Origin of the sequence: Synechococcus sp. A15-127, from assembly GCF_014280215.1 — a bacterium.
GTDB lineage: Bacteria > Cyanobacteriota > Cyanobacteriia > PCC-6307 > Cyanobiaceae > Parasynechococcus.
This window is the reverse complement of sequence record NZ_CP047948.1, coordinates 2,515,069-2,531,760: the sequence shown is the minus strand read 5'-3', so window position 1 is coordinate 2,531,760 and position 16,692 is coordinate 2,515,069. Positions and strand designations below refer to the sequence as shown.

Here is a 16,692-nt window from a genome sequence, read left to right as displayed (position 1 = left end):
GATCAGCTGTTGACTCCCGGCAGCACCTTCACGCAGCCTGCGGCTCGATCAGCTTTGCTGCGAGCCTCCGCGAGATGTTCCCCGCGTGCCAGCGCCACCCCCATCCGGCGTCCGGCACGTGCATCCGGTTTGCCGAACAGCAACACCTGGGTGTCGTCCTCCCGGAGTGCTTCGTTGATGCCGTCATAACTCACGGATTCCAACGGTTGATCGGCAAGGATCACGCGGCTGGCCGCGGCATCCGCCGTCCTCAGGGCAGGGATCGGCAGATTCAGCACAGCGCGCAGATGCAGCTCGAATTCGCTCATGTTCTGGCTGATCAAAGTCACCAGTCCGGTGTCGTGGGGTCGAGGTGACAGTTCGGAGAAGATCACCTCATCGCCGCACAGAAAGAATTCGACACCGAACAGCCCCACTCCACCGAGGTTGTCCGTCACGGTGCGGGCCATGGCCTGGGCCTGCTGAAGCTGTCGGTCATTCAGTTCAGCCGGTTGCCAGCTGCACTGATAGTCCCCGTTCTTCTGTTCATGGCCGATCGGTGCACAGAAGAGCGTGTCTCCGTTCTGCTGACGCACGGTCAGCAGGGTGATCTCCAGGTCAAACTGCAGGAATTCCTCGACGATCACCCGGGTCGAGGTGCCCCGGGCACCGCTGAGGGCCGCGTTCCATGCTTCGAGCAGCCCATCGGCGCTGCTCACCACGCTCTGACCTTTCCCGGAGGAGCTCATCACGGGCTTCACGACCACGGGCCAGCCCAGTGGCTCCGAGACCTTCACCAGCTCTTCGGCGCTGGACGCATAGGCGAATCGGGCTGTCCGCAAAGCCAGTTCTCCAGCGGCGAGATCACGGATTCTGTCCCGGTTCATCGTCACAGCGGTGGCTCTGGCCGTGGGGATCACCGTGGTGCCCTCCTGTTCCAGCTCAGCCAGGGCCGCCACGGCCAGGGCTTCGATCTCCGGGATCACCACATCCGGTCGATGTCTGCGGACCACCTTCAGCAGATTGTCCGCATCCGTCATCGTCAGCACTTCGGCCACATCCGACACCCGCATCGCCGGGGCATCGGCATAGCGGTCGCAGGCGATCACCCGACAACCGAGTCGCTGGGCCGCGATCGCAACCTCCTTCCCAAGCTCTCCGCTTCCAAGCAGTAAAACGGTGCGAGGGAATCGGCTCATGAGCTGCTGTTGCTGCGGATCTCACCAATCAACCAGACCGCGATGAACCCCAGGGAGGAGATCCCGAAATAAATCAGCACCCACTTCAGGACGCGGTCAGGGTCAGCAGCGGCCTGGCTGAGCAGTTCCGCGGTTGTGCTGAGCAGGCTCTCCATCAGGTCTCGAGATCAGGAATCAGGGTGAGCTGGCGGACCGGCGGTTCTTCACTCACGAATCCCCAGGCATCAAACACAGAGGCATCGGAATGGGTGATGCGCTGTTCCGAGCCCTGGCGTTCCAGCTGAAAACCGTCCGCTGCCATGCGTCGCATCAGGCTGGCGGATTCCTCGAAGCGCGCTGCCATCGCTTCGAGGCTGAGGCAGTCCGTGGTCAGTCCTGTTTCCCGCCAGGTGAAATAACTCATCAGGGTTCAGCCGATGGGGCGCAACAGCAGGCCCAGCAGCACCAGTCCCGCTGTCATCAGCCAGAAGCATGGCACCACCGTGCGTTCGCTGGTGCCACCCAGTTCGAAGTGGTGGTGCAGTGGTGCCATCCGGAAGATGCGACGCCCCTGGCCATCGGGTCCCTTGGTGGCTTTGAACACCCAGACCTGCACGATCACGGACACGGACTCGGCGAGAAAGACTCCTCCCATCACCAGCAGCGGCCAGAGACTGTCGGTGAGCAGGGCAACGGCGCTGAGAGCGGCTCCCATGGCAAGGGAACCGGTGTCACCCATAAAAGCCCGGGCCGGGTTGCGGTTGTGCATCAGAAAACCGAGCCAGGCCCCGGCCATTGCCATGCAGAAACCCGCCATGGCGGGATCCCCGCTGTGACCACGGAGCATCAACTGGATGGCCAGACCGGCGAACACCAGGGCACCACAGCCACTGGCCAGTCCATCGAGGCCATCGGTCAGGTTGGTCGCGTTGCTCTCAGCCAGGAACACGAACAGCCCCAGGGGCCAGATCAGCAGTCCCAGCGGAAGTGTCATGCCAAGGGGCAGGGAGATCGTGCTGTCGATCCACCCGTGCCATGCAGCGACGCTGAGGAAGGCGACCGCCGCCACCATCTGCAGAAACAGTTTTCCGCGTGGCGTCAGACCGGTGTTGGTGCGTCTGGTGAGGCTGCGCCAGTCGTCGAATCCGCCGATCACCATGTAAGCGAGTGTCACGCCAGCCACGGCCAGCAGCTGTTGTGAAGCCTCCCCTTCCGGACTGATCAGGCCGCCGATGATCACTCCGACGGGCACGACCAGCAAGCCGCCCATTGTGGGTGTGCCGGATTTGCTGAGGTGGGCCTTTGGGCCCTCTTCCCGGATCACCTGCCCCATCTTCAGTGCCCGCAGCCGTGGAATGCCTGCAGCTGCCACCAGTGCGGCAGTGGTCATGCTGATCAGCAGCGGCAGGCTCAGCTGAGCATTCGCGATCCACTTGTCGGTGGCCACGCTGGCGGCCAGAACAACCCCGATCAGAAGGGACGCACTGAGCGATCCGTTCTCCCACCAGCGATGGGAACGGTTCTCCGGGCTGGCGGACACGGCTCGATGTGAGCAGGCGCAGGGACCTTAAACGAACGATAGGGAGTCGACCACTCCGGTCTTCTCCGGTCTTCAGAGCCCCCGGCTCAGTCTTCCCACTGCTCCTCGTTCTGTTCGTCGGCGTTGTTGTAATCCTCCTTCTCACCCATCAGGGCGGAGAGCTCCTCTTCTTCCACGGTGCTCACTTCAGGAGAGCTCGATTCCTCATCAGCCACCAGACGACCACTGGCTTCGAGCCATGTGAGCAGATCCGGCTCTTCTCGCAGCGGCAGCACCGGTGCCGGATCCCTGCGCCCGTAGCGGGTCAGGGAAGGGTTGATGCTGTCGAGAGCACTCATCAGTGAAGGACACAGTCCAATCAGTCAACATACGTCATGACCCTGCTGATCACCGTGAACAAACCCCTGGTGATGACCATCTGCTGGGGCGCCGCGGCCGCTTTGAGCTACGCCCTGCGCCATTGGGGTGAATCGCATCCAGAGCCTCTCCAGGCGCCATTCGGAGTGGTCCTGGCGGTTGTGTTCGCACCGGCTCTGGTTCTGGGGATGTGGCTGCTGATCGACGGGAGGGGAGAATCAGTCGATTGTGATCAGGAGACCCATTGATGGGCCGCGCGAACAAGGTGGTGCTCGCCTACTCAGGCGGTGTCGATACCAGTGTCTGCATTCCATATCTGAAGCGGGAATGGGGTGTCGAGGAGGTGATCACCTTTGCCGCTGATCTCGGACAGGGCGATGAACTGGAGCCGATCCGCCTCAAGGCTCTCGATGCCGGTGCCAGTCAGTCCTTCGTCGGTGATCTGATCCAGCCGTTCATCGAGGAATTCGCGTTTCCTGCCATCCGGGCCAATGCTCTCTACGAAGGGCGTTATCCCTTGTCCACAGCACTGGCAAGGCCTTTGATCGCCCGACGCCTCGTTGAGGTTGCCAGGGAAGTCGGTGCCGATGCCGTCGCTCATGGATGCACGGGCAAGGGCAACGACCAGGTGCGATTTGATGTGGCCATCGCTGCTCTGGCACCAGATCTGAAGGTCCTGACTCCGGCCAGGGAGTGGGGCATGAGTCGTGAGGAGACGATCGCCTACGGCGAGCGCTGCGGCATTCCCTCTCCTGTGAGCAAGAAATCGCCTTATTCCATCGATCTGAACCTGCTGGGCCGCAGCATCGAGGCTGGTCCTCTGGAGGATCCGATGGTCGCCCCTCCGGAAGAGGTTTTCGCGATGACGGTATCCGTCGCTGATGCTCCGGATGTGGCCGAGGAGATCGAGATCCGTTTTGAAGCCGGCGATCCCGTGGCGATCAACGGAACGAGTCTCGATCCCGTGGCCATGATCCGTGAAGCCAATCGCCTGGCCGGCCGCCACGGCATCGGTCGACTGGACATGATCGAGAACCGGGTGGTCGGGATCAAATCCAGGGAGATCTATGAAACTCCCGGATTGCTGCTGCTGATCCAGGCTCATCAGGAGCTGGAGAGTCTGACGCTGGCGGCGGATGTGCTGCGCAGCAAGCGACAGCTGGAAAGTCAGTGGGCTGATCTCGTTTACCAGGGTCTCTGGTTCGGTCCGCTGAAGGATGCTCTCGATGGGTTCATGGATCGCACGCAGACCCACGTCAATGGTGTGGTGCGGTTGCGGCTGCTCAAGGGCACGGCCACGGTGATCGGCCGTGGCTCAACGGAGTCCAGCCTCTATGTGCCGGAGATGGCCTCCTACGGCAGTGAGGATCGTTTTGATCATCGAGCTGCGGAGGGATTCATCTACGTCTGGGGACTGCCAACCCGTCTCTGGGCGGCCTCGCAGCGCAGATCAGGCTGATTTCCGTCGTTGCAGCAGGGCAGGAATTCGCAGCATTGGGAAGCGGAGAATATTGGTGCTCTCCGCCTGCACCAGGGGGGGCTGACCGGCCCTCAGCTCCGAACCCTGACTGGCCAGTAATCGGTAGCGCTCCAGCAGTGGCTCCAGCCGCTGCTGGAATTTGCGTTCGAACAGATCAGGTAAATCGTCCAGAAGCGCTTCGTAGGTGCGCACCTGTTCCTCAAGTTCAGAGACTCGACGCTGAAGTGTGTTCAGATCGCGCTCGTTGACGTCCGAGACAGAGGCGATCCATCGCGGCTCGGGGGCCTGATGCTGGTCATCTGAAGAGTCCATGGGCGGACGCTATCGCTCGCCCATGGACTGCACAACCGCTCAGCCGGCTGTTCCCGCAGGTGTTTCCGATGCTTGCTGTTGTTCCTGCGGCTGAGCAGGCGCTTCGCTGCCCGGCATGACACGGGGTGCCGGCAACGGGCCTTCCTGCTTCACGGTGAGATAGCGGATCACATCTTCACTGAGACGCATCGCCTTCTCGAGCACAGCCACCTGCTGACCGTCACCGTTGTGGCTCAGCTGCACATAGATCCCTTCTTTGTGCTTGTTGATCGGGTAGGCCAGACGGCGCTTGCCGCGCATCTGATTGTCCAGAACTTCTGCTCCCGTCTCCACGAGCATGTCGCGGTATTTGGTGAGGTGGCTCTCCACTTCCTCCTCCGGAATGTCCGGGCGGAGGATGTACATGGTCTCGTAATAGGGATCGTGCGTCATGGGCTGTTCCGACTGGGACGGACGGCTCACTTCGGTGAGCGACGGATCCAACACCTTATCCCCCGGGGTGTCCTTCTCAGTACAACTGCATGCGGACAGCCTGGCTGATGCCCGGCAGGTCCGGCTCGCGGCCGCGCAGGCACTCCGCCAGGGCGAACAGCAGGATCGCCAATGTGGCGATCACCACGGTGCTGGACAGCGTCCGCATCAACAGTCCGCTTCCGCCAAGGGGTTGGAGCAGAATCGTGAAGGCGAAGCCCAGCACGACGAGAATGATGTCGGTGAGCAGCGCCTGGAGCGTGTTGAAACGCACGAAGTAGGGAACGTTCGGGTTGCGAACAACCGCCAGAAACAGCACGAAGAACAGGAGCAGACCCCCGAGTCCGAAGGGAACGCTCCGTTCGAGCAGTGCCAGGGGCAGAACGGGAAGAGTGAACCACTGCATCCATGGGTACTGCTGGAACAGCGGGCCTCCAAAAGGAATGGCGTCGCTCCAGGGCAGCAGATAAACCAAAGGGGCCACCACCCGCTGCCAGACAGGAATCTCCACACCGCCAAGAGAACTGAATCGACGCTAGGCCTTCAGCGCGGTTTCAGCTGCCGAGCGCATGGCATCCACAGGCACATCGTCATGGCCGCTCCAGAGCCTCAGGGAAGCGGCCCCCTGCTGTACCAGCATCTCCAGGCCATCGATGCAGTGCAGCTGGCGCTTTCGGCCCCATTGCAGCCAGGCGGTGGGGCGCGGGGTGTAGATCAGGTCATAGAGCGTTGCTTCGGTTTTGATTCCGCTCCAGAGGCTCTCTCCCAGTGGCATGGCGCCGGCTTGGCCGTGCTGAGCCATGCCGACAGGGGTTGTATTGACGATTAGGTCGCTGGCTGCGATCACGTCCGCGATGGATGGGTCCGAATCGAGCAGAGGGTCCAGGGGTGCTTCCTCCAGGTTCAGATCCTGCACAAATGGCTGAAGGGTCGTGGTTTGACGCCCGATCACGCTGATCGCAGTCAGATTGAGAGTCTGCAGGCCTGCCACCACTGCCCTGGCCGACCCACCGCAGCCGACCACCACCGCCCGGCGTCCCGTCCAGTCGATGTGGGTTTCAAGGGGCGCGAGAAAACCGTTCACATCGGTGTTGCTGCCTGTCCAGCTGCTTCCGTTTTCAGGAATCAGGGTGTTCACGGCCCCTAGGCGGCATGCCAGTGGGCTCAGCTTCCGGCACAGGCCGGCAACGGCCTGCTTGTGGGGAATGGTGACGTTGAGGCCGCGGCAGCCCACGGCGTGGAGTCCGTCGAGCACATCCCGGAGATGGTGTTGTTCACAGGGCAGGGCGAGATAGCGCCAGTTCAGCCCAAGCTCAGCCAGGGCCGCGTTGTGCATCGCTGGTGAGAGGGAATGCCGCACCGGGTTGCCGAGCAGTCCCACCAGGGCTGTGCCGCCGTTGATCATCGTGCTGCGGGATCGCCCATCCAGCCTGCCTGTTCGGGAACCACACCTCGCCTGTCCAGGGCTCTGCTGAAGAAGATGACGTGGTTCAGAACCGCATTTTCAGGAGGTGACCACCGATGGGCAAGGTTGTCGGCATTGACCTTGGCACTACGAACAGCTGCGTGTCTGTGATGGAGGGTGGCAAGCCCACCGTCATCGCCAACGCCGAGGGCTTCCGCACAACGCCCTCCGTGGTCGCTTACACCAAGAACCAGGATCAGCTTGTCGGTCAGATCGCCAAACGTCAGGCGGTGATGAATCCAGACAACACCTTTTATTCCGTCAAGCGATTCATCGGCCGACGCGTCGATGAGGTCAATGAGGAATCCAAGGAAGTGAGCTACGGCGTCGAGAAGGCCGGCTCCAATGTGAAGGTGAAGTGCCCAATTCTCGACAAGCAGTTCGCCCCTGAGGAGGTGAGTGCCCAGGTGCTGCGCAAGCTGGCGGAGGACGCCGGCAAGTATCTGGGAGAAACGGTCACCCAGGCGGTGATCACCGTTCCCGCTTACTTCAACGACTCCCAGCGCCAGGCCACCAAGGATGCCGGCAAGATCGCCGGCCTCGAGGTGCTGCGGATCATCAACGAGCCCACTGCTGCCGCTCTGGCCTACGGACTCGACAAGAAGAGCAACGAGCGCATCCTGGTGTTCGACCTCGGCGGCGGCACCTTCGATGTGTCTGTGCTCGAAGTTGGCGACGGCGTGTTTGAGGTGTTGTCCACCGCTGGTGACACGCACCTCGGCGGTGACGACTTCGACAAAGTGATCGTTGATCACCTGGCCGAGACGTTCAAATCCAACGAAGGCATCGATCTGCGTCAGGACAAGCAGGCCCTGCAACGCCTTACCGAAGCCGCTGAAAAAGCGAAGGTCGAGCTGTCCAACGCCACCCAGAGCGAGATCAATCTGCCGTTCATCACGGCCACACCTGAGGGTCCCAAGCACCTGGATCTCACCCTCACTCGCGCCAAGTTCGAGGAACTGGCCTCCAAGTTGATCGACCGCTGCGCCATGCCTGTGGAGCAGGCGCTCAAGGACGCCAAGTTGTCCTCCGGCGAGCTGGACGAGATCGTGATGGTGGGTGGTTCCACCCGCATCCCGGCTGTGCTCGAACTGGTCAAGCGCATCACCGGCAAAGACCCCAACCAGACGGTGAACCCCGATGAGGTGGTGGCTGTCGGTGCTGCCATTCAGGGCGGTGTTTTGGCAGGCGAGGTGAAGGACATCCTTCTGCTCGACGTCACGCCCCTCTCCCTGGGAGTGGAAACCCTCGGCGGTGTGATGACCAAGATGATCACCCGCAACACCACGGTTCCCACCAAGAAGACCGAGACCTACTCCACGGCTGTGGATGGTCAGACCAATGTGGAAATTCACGTGCTCCAAGGTGAGCGCGAGATGGCGTCCGACAACAAGTCACTTGGAACCTTCCGTCTCGATGGCATCCCCCCGGCACCCCGGGGTGTGCCTCAGATCGAGGTGACCTTCGATATCGATGCCAACGGCATCCTCAGCGTCACCGCCAAGGACAAGGGCAGCGGCAAGGAGCAGTCCATCTCGATCACCGGTGCGTCGACCCTGTCGGATACCGAAGTCGACAAGATGGTCAAGGACGCCGAGGCCAATGCCAGCGCTGACAAGGAGAAGCGCGAGAAGATCGACCTCAAGAACCAGGCCGAAACCCTCGTTTATCAAGCTGAAAAGCAGATGGGCGAACTGGGCGACAAGGTCGATGCCGACGCCAAGGCGAAGCTGGAGGAGAAGCGCCTCAAGCTCAAGGAAGCCACCGAGAAGGACGATTACGACGCGATGAAGACTCTGCTGGAGGAATTGCAGCAGGAGCTCTACACCGTTGGAGCATCCGTCTATCAGCAGGCTGGTGCTGAAGCGGGCGCATCACCCGATGGTGAGGCTGATCCAGGCAACGGTGCCGCCGGCAGCACTGGTGCCAGTGATGATGTGATCGACGCTGAATTCACGGAATCCAAGTGATCGGCTGAGCCGTGACCATTGAAAAGGGGGCCCATCGGCCCCCTTTTTTATTGCCCGCAATCGCTTGACGGTTGTGATCACTCAGCGATCTTCTCGACCGCAGCCAGGGACTTCTCCACCACACCCTCGGGCAGGGTGACGTAGCCGAGATCAGGTGCCTGTGCCTGAGCTTTCTCGGACAGCATGAACTCGAAGGCCTTCTTCAGAGCGGCGGTCTTGCCGCCGTTGCCCGTTTCGTAGGCCAGCACCCAGGTGAAGGTGACGATCGGGTAACCCTGGGGTGGATTCGGGTTGCCACCGATCAGATCCGAGCCGATGTCGATGGAGTCGAGAGCGGCGCTTTCCGTTTCATTGGTGGGCTTCACCTGCTCACCGGAGGCATTGGTGACAGCGGCGGCCTGAAGCTTGCCCTTCACATAGGCGGCTTCTACGTAACCCACCCCACCCTTGATCTGATTCAGCTGGGCGGCAACGCCTTCATTGCCTTTCGAGCCGACGCCCGTGGGCCATTTGACGGCCTTCGCAGCACCGATCTTGGTCTTCCACTCCTCGTTGATGGCCGAGAGATGCTTGGTGAAGTTGTACGTGGTGCCGGAACCGTCGGAGCGACGGACCACGGTGATCGCCTGATCAGCGCAGCCCAGCTCGTTGAAGTTCTTGACCTTGCCGAGGAAGATTCCGGCCAGCTGGTCCTGGCTCAGTTTCAGATCGCATCCGTCGAGGTTGTAAGCGACTGCGATGGCTCCGGCCGTCATCGGGATCTGCAGCACACCACGGCTCACCTTCGCGATCTCATCCTTTTTCATCGGCTTGTCGGATGCACCGAAATCCACGGTTCCGGCCGTGAACTGCCGCACTCCGGCGCCGGAGCCAACCGACTGGTAGTTGACCGCGACGCCCTCGGGCTGGAGCTCCTGGAACCAGCGCTGATAAATGGCCGCGGGGAACGAGGCACCGGCGCCATTGAGCTTGCCTGTGACCTGGTCACCCCCTCCGCCACCGGTGCCGCCGCCACAGCCGGCGAGCGTCACGGTGGCGGTGATGCCGGCAGTGGCCGCAAGACTTTTGAGGATGTTGGAACGACTCATGAATCCGATGTGGGTACAGAGGTTGAACCTTCCGGAAGCTATGCAGGCGAGTCCAAGGCTGATTTAAGACTTGCTCATCATTGATAGCGAATCTTCCAGGTGCTGTTCGACCCATTCCGCGGTGGCAGGTGTCAGTAGAACACCGTTTCTGTAGTGGCCGGTCGCCAGCAGCAGCCCTGGTTCCAGCCGTTCCAGCAAGGGTGCCGGTCGCTCCACCGGTCTGGCCCGCAGTCCGCTCCAGTGTTCCAGCACCTTGGCGTTGCGCAGCCACTCGGGTGCTGAGTCTTCGAGATGGCGCATCAGTTGCAGCGGTTCCGGCTCTGATCGCTCGCCAGGTTCCACGGTGGCGCCGAGCAGCACATGACCGTGTCCATCGGGAATCAGGTTGTATCCCCGATGCACCAGGACGGCTGGCCAGCTCATCCAGTTCGTCGGCCCGGATGTGATCTTCAGTCTCAGAGCCTGTCCGAGCACCGGCTGCATCGGGCGTGGATGACCCAGTGGCTCCAGGAGAGCAGGACTGTTCAGCGCTGCGCAGATCACGACGGTGTCCTGATGCAGGCAACTCCCGTCATCGCAGCCCAGCCGCCAGCCACCTCCCTGTCCGGGCTCGGCGCGACTGATCGTCTCCACAGCAGCGGCCACCCCAGTCACCGGCAGATCGGCGAGGGCCTTTCGCAGAGCTTTCAGCAGCATCAGCGGGTTGATGCGTCCATCCCGTTCGGAGAGCAGTCCCCCATGGGTGATGCCCGGCCAGACGCCCTGCAGCTGGTGTCGTTCAAGCAGGGAGAGTCCACAGTCTGACCTGGTGTCGGCAAGCTTCCGCATGCGGCCGAGCGTTTCATCACCGTCTGCGAGCTGCAGCAGCGGTGTCTTCAGGATCAGTTCCGGTTCCTGCCGCTGCAGTGCGCAGACCCACGAGGGCCACAGTGCCATGCTTCTCTGCCGGAGGCGCCAACCGCGACCACTCGAACGCCGGAACACGTTTCCCATGAGAACGCCCAGCGATGCATGGGTTCCCGTCAGATGGTTCCCGTCACCGCTTGTGCGTTTGACCGATTCTTCAAGGCCTGGATCGATCAGTGTGATCGGGTGGCCTTGTCGTGCCAGGTGCCAGGCCACGCCGGCGCCGACGACGCCGGCACCGACAACGGCAATCGTTCGGTTCAGCTGTAGGCCTCGGCCGGGATTACATCGGAGTAGGCGTCGAAGCTGGCTGCCAGGGCGCTGTAAGAGCGCTGAAGGCGGGATCCATCCTGCAGACGTGCAGCTTCATCAAGATCAGCCAGGGCTTCCTTCAGCTTGCGGGCGATCTTGTCTGCATCCTTGCGCTCAGAGCGATCCAGACGCTGATTGATGTACAGCATTTCGCGGCCCACCTCCTGCATCGGTCCATGCAGAAGGTTGCGGGTGAAGACCCAGTCCTCGGCGCTCACCAACCGGGCCAGATCCGGAAGACGCGACTTGGTGTCTTCGAACGCAGCGGCCTGACGGCGGATCACAGCCAGATCGTCAGGTTTGATGCCGGCGGCGTTGACAGAAGCCGGGGCCAACAGACCCAGGCTCAACGTGACGCAGAGGCAGATGGCGGCCAGGCGTCGCAGGGCCTTCAGCATGGTCAGGAAAAAACCTTTGAGACTTTAACCAGCGGTTTCAGCGCGGGAGAATTTGCTTTTCAGTCTGTAGTCGTGAGCGAGCCTACGGTCATCCTTCAGCTGATCTGTCCGGATCGTCCAGGGCTGGTCAGTGAGCTGGCCGGGTGGGTGGCCGCTAACGGAGGAAACATCCGTCATGCCGACCATCACACAGATGCCGGTGCAGGTTTGTTCCTCAGCCGGATCGAGTGGATGCTCAACGGTTTCGGCATTTCCCGTCAGGCACTTCCGGAGTCTGCGGCTGCTCTGGCGGAACGACTGCATGGGCAGGCTCAGCTGCATTTCTCGGATGAGCTGCCTCGGGTGGCGATTTTTGCGAGCCGGCAGAGTCATTGTGTTCAGGATCTGCTCTGGAGGGTGCAGAGCGGTGAATTGCCCATGCGGGTTCCCCTGGTGATTGCCAATCATCCCGACCTTGAGGCGTTGTGCACCGGTTTCGGTGTTCATTTCGAGTGGGTGCCTGTCACCCGGGAGACAAAGCCGGAGGCGGAACAGCGCATGCTGCAGCTGCTCCAGGATCACGCCATTGACCTGGCCGTGCTGGCGAAGTACATGCAGGTGCTGAGCAGTGATTTTCTCAGCCGCTTTTCCGAGGTGATCAACATTCACCACTCCTTCCTGCCGGCTTTCAAGGGAGCGCAGCCGTATCACCGTGCCTGGGAGCGCGGTGTGAAGCTGATCGGTGCCACGGCCCATTACGTCACCGAAGACCTTGATGCCGGCCCGATCATTGAACAGACCATTGCCCATGTGAGTCACCGCGACGAAGTGGACGATCTGATCCGCAAGGGTCGTGACACCGAGCGACTGGCTCTCGCCCGTGCCTTGCGACTGCACCTGTGCCGCCAGGTGATGGTCTATCGGGGGCGCACGGCCGTTTTTGCGTGAAAGAGCGTTTTCTCGGAAAGGACCTCGCCGGTTTCGCAGGTCGCTGCTTTCTTATCGGACTGTTTCTGCTGCCCTCCAGCGCTCTGCTGGCGGCACTGTTCCTGTTCGTGGCTTGCCTGAGCGGCAGTCGTGGTCGCGATCAGCCGATCTGGCGGGATCCCTGGATCCTGCCGTTGCTTCTGGCCGGCATGCTGATGCTCATCGGCTGCCTTCTTTCGCAGACCGGGGCTCTTGCCTGGGCTGGCCTGGGCAACTGGCTTCCATTCATCTGGGGCTTCTGGGCATTTCAGCCTTATGTGCGCTCCGCCGACCAGCGTCGCCTGGCCGCGCGTGTGCTTCTGGCCGGAACCGTTCCCGTGCTGATCACGGGTTTCGGTCAGATGTTGCTGGGCTGGTCCGGCCCGTGGCAGCTGCTCGGTGGTGGGATCGTCTGGTTTGTGGCTCCCGGAGGCCATCCCGAAGGCCGGCTTTCCGGTCTGTTTGATTACGCCAATGTCGCGGGCGCCTGGCTCGCTGTGATCTGGCCGCTCTCACTGGCGGCGGTGCTGCGTCGTCGGGATCCCCTCTGGTGTCGTGCCGTCGCGATGCTTCTGGCATCAGTCCTGGTGGCTGCCGTTGTGCTCACCCGTTCTCGTAATGCCATGGGGGCGTTGCCGTTGGCGCTTCCCTGGGTACTGGGTCCGATGCAGTGGTGGTGGCTGTTGCCTCTTCTGCTCCTAGCCGCGATGCCTCTGGCGCTGGCGGTGCTTCCGGGTGTTCCCGACTCTCTTCAGCAATGGGCACAAGGTCTGCTGCCCTCCGGCCTGAGACAGCGTCTGGTGGAGGGGCAGTCCACGGACAGCCTCACCCGTTTGGCCCAGTGGCGTTTCGGGGTTGAGCTCATCGCTCAGCGGCCGTGGCTGGGCTGGGGTGCGGCGGCCTTCAGCGTTCTGTATCCGATCCATGCCCAAAGGAAATGGCACGGGCATTCCCACAACCTCCCCCTGGAGCTGGCGGTCAGCCATGGTCTCCCGGTGGCGGTGCTGCTGGTGGGAACCGTTCTGGCGCTGATCGTGGTGGCGCTGAAACGGGGCATGCTCCGCCGGGGTCCGATGGAACGGGGCTGGTGGACCGCCGTGCTGGTTCTGGTGGCGATGCACGCCACGGATCTGCCCTTCTTCGACAGCCGGCTCAACATCCTCGGCTGGGTGCTGCTGTCAGGCCTGCATGGCTTCATCCGGGAGCACGGTGATCTGGAGGCAGCGCCAGATCGTGATGCTCCCGCAGACGCTCCGGGGTGATCGCACTCCGGAGATGCGTCCAGGGCAAGGTTCGTGAGGCGTCCCAGTTCTCCTCGATCACATCCCGCCACGGGGGTGGTGGCGGTGAAGCCTGGCCCGGCATGGGCTCCAGTTCGCCATTGAGAGCGGCGCGGTAGGCCTTTTTCCAGCCACCCATGCTTTCCCTGGCTTCGCCAACCGCGGCGATCACCGGGGCAAGACGCCGGTCGCTGCGCGACAGCAGTGCCTGGATCACGCTCCAGCCGTAACTTTCCGGTCGCAACTCCACTCCTTTCGGCTTCAACCGTTTCGCCAGTCGTTTCAGTCGTTTGTCCGCTTCAGGTCTGACGCCCTGCCACTGGAACGGCGTCTGGGCCTTGGGCACGAAGGTGCTGACACCGAGGGTGAAGCGCAGCCCTGCCGTGTTCTTCTTCAGGGTCAGCAGCAGGTCGGCCGTGGCGTCCACGTCATCGTCCGTCTCCGTTGGCAGTCCGACCATTCCGTACAGCTTGAGTCCACGGAGCCCTCCTTGTTTGGCGTGACTGGCGGCCGCATGGATCTGTTCGGTGCTCAGTTTCTTATTCACCACCTGCCGTATGCGTTCGCTGCCGCTTTCGATGGCGATGGTGAGGGAGCGACTGCCCCGCTTCGTCAGGATCCTTGCAAGCTCCGGAGTCACCGTGGCGGCCCGCACGGAACTGACGCTGACGCGGGTGTCATCGAACCGGTCCCGGTCCAGCCAGGTCAGCAGATCATCGAACTGCGGGTGCTGCGTCACTGAGGCTCCCAGCAGCCCAAGCCGGCGGGTCGCTGTCAGGCCTTTCTCGACCGCCGGGATGAGTCCGTCATCCAGCGATGCGCTGCGGAACGGCAGGGTGAGGTAGCTGGCCAGACAGAAGCGGCAGAGTTCCGGACAGCTGCGCACCACCTCCACCATGTGGATGTCCGGCCAGGCGGCTTCCGGTGTGATCACCGTGGAATGGCTCAGGGTGTTGCCTCGCCAGGTCTGCTTTTCGATCACCGATGGCAGATCCGGATCGATGGGCTCCACGCTCAGCAGCGTTCCATCCGGGTCGTACCGCGGGGCATACAAGCTCGGGACGTAGACCCCCGGAACTCCGGCCAGCCGTCGCAGTCGTTCGGCTCTTGGAGCCTGCCGGCAGCTCTTTAGGGCATCGACGAAGGCTGGCAACAGCAGTTCGCCATCTCCCAGAAGCACGGCATCGAAGAACGGTGCAAGGGGTTCGGGGTTGGCGGTCAGCACCGGCCCCCCGCCGAACACGATCGGGTCGGCGTCGCTTCGATCGACAGCCCAGATCGGAATGCGCTGGTTCCGCAGCAGCTCCGGCAGAACGGGTCCATCCAGCTCCCAGCTGAGCGATAGACCGAACAGATCGATGTGTCGATGCAACGGATCCGACTGGTCCGTGAACAGCCGGCGGACGTCCACATCCGCGCGCTGGGCGAGGGTTGCCCAGACGATCTGGTAGCCGAGGCTTGTGATGCCGACCGAATAGGTGCTCGGGAAGGCCAGCACCGCCTTGAGGGCATCGCTCTCCGGGACTGCCCGCTCAAACAGCAGCGTTTCCTGGTTCAGCGTTCGTCTCCAGAGTTGGATGCCGGTCTCGGTGGTGCGTTGAACGGCCGTCGTTGCCGATCCAGGTGGGTCTGCATCCGGTTCTCCGCATCCAGTTCCATGCCCATCTGACGCTCATAGATCGAGCGGTGGTCAAACAGCCTGGCCACGAGGAAGCTCATCAGGCAGGCCACCATGATCGGCCTGAGGATCAGCAGATCCTTGGTGAGGGCGAAGGCCAGAAACATCGCCGAGATCGGTGTGCGGGAACAGCCCGCCACGAAAGCCCCCATCCCGGCGAAGACATACGTGGTGGGGACATGACCCGTCAGGGCTTCCACGCCGCCACCGCAGGCGAGTCCGATCGCACCACCCAGGGTCAGCATCGGCATGAACAATCCCCCCGGGGCTCCCGAGGCCGCGGCCAGGCCTGTGCTGAAGAACAGCACAACGAAACTGGTGAGCGCCAGCCTCACGTCCGCAGTTCCCTCCCCGATCAGATGGTGCAGTTCCGCAGGGTTGTGGAACGTCTGTGGGAGAGCGGCATAGACCCCGCCCAGCAACAGACCGCTGAGGGACATGCGCAGGATCAGACGACTGCCGAACCAGCTGTTGCCATGGCGCTGCAGGGTCAGCACGTAGCGGCAGTAGAGCTCTGCAAGCAGTCCGATCACAGCACCGAGAGCGATCAGATACGGGAAATCGATCGGCAGAAATTTCAGGAGGGGAGAGAATTCGCGCTCCACCTGAAATCCGACCGTTCCATCCAGTCCTCCAGAGCCTGGACTGAGGCCGAGGTACCCCAGAACGTCAGCCCAGGTGTCGGCGGAGAAGGTGGTGATGATCACCAGCAGCAGCACCACCGGCCTGGCCGAGTGAAGCAGTTCCTCGATGGCGTAGATGAAGCCGCCGATGGGTGCGCTGAACACTGCTGCGATCCCGGCCCCACCGCCGGCGGCGACGATGACGCGCCGGAAGGCGACCGGAGCCTTCAACCAACGCGACATCTGCCAGGCCACGGAACCACCCATCTGCACGGCAGGTCCTTCAGGACCGAGTGGGAAGCCGCTGCCGATGGCGATGATGCCAGCGAACAGTTTCACAAGGCCCACCCTCAGGCCCATGGGCACTGACTTGTGGCGAAGAAACCCCATGATGTGAGTGATGCCGGCGCCACCGGCGGCTGGAGCGAAATTGGTCACCAGCCAGCCGGAAACCATGCCGCCGACCCCCCCCAGCGCTGGCAGGACCACCCAGGCGGGCAGTTCGTTCAGCAGTTCCAGGCGCCAGTCCCGGAGCAGGTTGATGCCTCCTTTGAACAGCAGTCCTGTGATCGCAGCGCCGAGGCCCGTGAGCGAGAGGGCCAGCACCACCACGAGCCAGCGCCGCTCGAGCAGTGTGCGAATGCTGCGGCTGGAGCCAAGTTGGTGACGTCGCTGTTTCGGTTCGCTCGTGGAAGGCACGTGTTGAGAGT

The 16,692-nt window shown here is 62.3% G+C and carries 19 protein-coding genes; 5 read left to right on the top strand and 14 right to left on the bottom strand.

Annotated elements, in window-relative coordinates:
* Positions 1-2 precede the first annotated feature (2 nt).
* The 5 genes from purT to SynA15127_RS13370 form a co-directional block, all read right to left on the bottom strand.
* Positions 3-1,178 (bottom strand): formate-dependent phosphoribosylglycinamide formyltransferase, encoded by a 1,176-nt coding sequence (purT, locus tag SynA15127_RS13390; RefSeq protein WP_186484503.1) that lies wholly within the window; start codon positions 1,176-1,178, stop codon positions 3-5.
* On the bottom strand, positions 1,175-1,333 hold the full coding sequence (locus SynA15127_RS13385) for a hypothetical protein (protein ID WP_186484502.1): 159 nt from the start codon (positions 1,331-1,333) through the stop codon (positions 1,175-1,177). The genes purT and SynA15127_RS13385 overlap by 4 nt, the downstream gene beginning before the upstream one ends.
* Entirely contained in the window at positions 1,333-1,581 is a 249-nt protein-coding gene (locus SynA15127_RS13380) for a hypothetical protein (protein ID WP_186484501.1), read from the bottom strand. The genes SynA15127_RS13385 and SynA15127_RS13380 overlap by 1 nt, the downstream gene beginning before the upstream one ends.
* Positions 1,582-1,587: 6 nt before the next feature.
* Positions 1,588-2,697, bottom strand: coding sequence for a phospho-N-acetylmuramoyl-pentapeptide-transferase (gene mraY / locus SynA15127_RS13375; RefSeq protein WP_186484500.1), 1,110 nt, complete (start codon positions 2,695-2,697; stop codon positions 1,588-1,590).
* 86 nt (positions 2,698-2,783) lie between these two features.
* Positions 2,784-3,035: a DUF3134 domain-containing protein gene (locus tag SynA15127_RS13370; RefSeq protein WP_043693904.1), complete on the bottom strand. Its 252-nt coding sequence runs from the start codon at positions 3,033-3,035 to the stop codon at positions 2,784-2,786.
* Between the two features lie 36 nt (positions 3,036-3,071).
* Between SynA15127_RS13370 and SynA15127_RS13365 the strand changes: the two genes are divergently transcribed.
* Complete coding sequence (locus SynA15127_RS13365) at positions 3,072-3,302, top strand: hypothetical protein (protein ID WP_255475516.1); 231 nt, start codon at positions 3,072-3,074, stop codon at positions 3,300-3,302.
* Complete coding sequence (locus SynA15127_RS13360; protein WP_186484499.1) at positions 3,302-4,513, top strand: argininosuccinate synthase; 1,212 nt, start codon at positions 3,302-3,304, stop codon at positions 4,511-4,513. The genes SynA15127_RS13365 and SynA15127_RS13360 overlap by 1 nt, the downstream gene beginning before the upstream one ends.
* Here SynA15127_RS13360 and SynA15127_RS13355 read toward each other — a convergent pair.
* From SynA15127_RS13355 to SynA15127_RS13340, 4 genes are all read right to left on the bottom strand, one after another.
* Entirely contained in the window at positions 4,505-4,846 is a 342-nt protein-coding gene (locus SynA15127_RS13355; protein ID WP_186485768.1) for a hypothetical protein, read from the bottom strand. The two genes, SynA15127_RS13360 and SynA15127_RS13355, sit on opposite strands and share 9 nt — an antisense overlap.
* 39 nt (positions 4,847-4,885) lie before the next feature.
* The gene (gene rpsF, locus SynA15127_RS13350) at positions 4,886-5,278 is read right to left on the bottom strand and encodes a 30S ribosomal protein S6 (protein WP_186485755.1); all 393 of its coding nucleotides are present in this window, start codon (positions 5,276-5,278) and stop codon (positions 4,886-4,888) included.
* 76 nt (positions 5,279-5,354) lie between these two features.
* Positions 5,355-5,828 (bottom strand): Tic20 family protein, encoded by a 474-nt coding sequence (locus SynA15127_RS13345; protein ID WP_186484498.1) that lies wholly within the window; start codon positions 5,826-5,828, stop codon positions 5,355-5,357.
* A gap of 24 nt (positions 5,829-5,852) precedes the next feature.
* The gene (locus SynA15127_RS13340; RefSeq protein WP_186484497.1) at positions 5,853-6,722 is read right to left on the bottom strand and encodes a shikimate dehydrogenase; all 870 of its coding nucleotides are present in this window, start codon (positions 6,720-6,722) and stop codon (positions 5,853-5,855) included.
* 116 nt (positions 6,723-6,838) lie between these two features.
* On the opposite strand from SynA15127_RS13340, the gene dnaK reads away from it, so the two are divergent.
* Complete coding sequence (gene dnaK, locus SynA15127_RS13335; RefSeq protein ID WP_186484496.1) at positions 6,839-8,752, top strand: molecular chaperone DnaK; 1,914 nt, start codon at positions 6,839-6,841, stop codon at positions 8,750-8,752.
* A 77-nt stretch (positions 8,753-8,829) separates the two neighbouring features.
* Here dnaK and pstS read toward each other — a convergent pair whose 3' ends face one another.
* The 3 genes from pstS to psbQ all read right to left on the bottom strand — a co-directional run bounded on the left by pstS (position 8,830) and on the right by psbQ (position 11,456).
* The gene (gene pstS / locus SynA15127_RS13330; protein ID WP_186484495.1) at positions 8,830-9,840 is read right to left on the bottom strand and encodes a phosphate ABC transporter substrate-binding protein PstS; all 1,011 of its coding nucleotides are present in this window, start codon (positions 9,838-9,840) and stop codon (positions 8,830-8,832) included.
* 63 nt (positions 9,841-9,903) lie between these two features.
* A complete protein-coding gene (locus SynA15127_RS13325) occupies positions 9,904-10,962 on the bottom strand; it encodes an NAD(P)/FAD-dependent oxidoreductase (RefSeq protein ID WP_370594003.1) in 1,059 nt (352 codons plus the stop codon).
* Between the two features lie 44 nt (positions 10,963-11,006).
* On the bottom strand, positions 11,007-11,456 hold the full coding sequence (gene psbQ / locus SynA15127_RS13320) for a photosystem II protein PsbQ (RefSeq protein WP_186484494.1): 450 nt from the start codon (positions 11,454-11,456) through the stop codon (positions 11,007-11,009).
* 72 nt (positions 11,457-11,528) lie between these two features.
* Between psbQ and purU the strand changes: the two genes are divergently transcribed.
* Positions 11,529-12,383, top strand: coding sequence for a formyltetrahydrofolate deformylase (gene purU / locus SynA15127_RS13315; protein ID WP_186484493.1), 855 nt, complete (start codon positions 11,529-11,531; stop codon positions 12,381-12,383).
* Entirely contained in the window at positions 12,380-13,663 is a 1,284-nt protein-coding gene (locus tag SynA15127_RS13310) for an O-antigen ligase (RefSeq protein WP_255475515.1), read from the top strand. Before purU ends, SynA15127_RS13310 begins: the two co-directional genes overlap by 4 nt.
* Here the strand turns inward: SynA15127_RS13310 and SynA15127_RS13305 are convergent.
* Positions 13,596-15,179 carry a radical SAM protein gene (locus SynA15127_RS13305; RefSeq protein WP_186484492.1) on the bottom strand — a complete coding sequence of 528 codons (1,584 nt, stop codon included), beginning with the start codon at positions 15,177-15,179 and terminating at the stop codon, positions 13,596-13,598. The two genes, SynA15127_RS13310 and SynA15127_RS13305, sit on opposite strands and share 68 nt — an antisense overlap.
* 56 nt (positions 15,180-15,235) lie before the next feature.
* Positions 15,236-16,681 (bottom strand): ClC family H(+)/Cl(-) exchange transporter, encoded by a 1,446-nt coding sequence (locus SynA15127_RS13300; RefSeq protein ID WP_186484491.1) that lies wholly within the window; start codon positions 16,679-16,681, stop codon positions 15,236-15,238.
* Between the last annotated feature and the right edge of the window lie 11 nt (positions 16,682-16,692).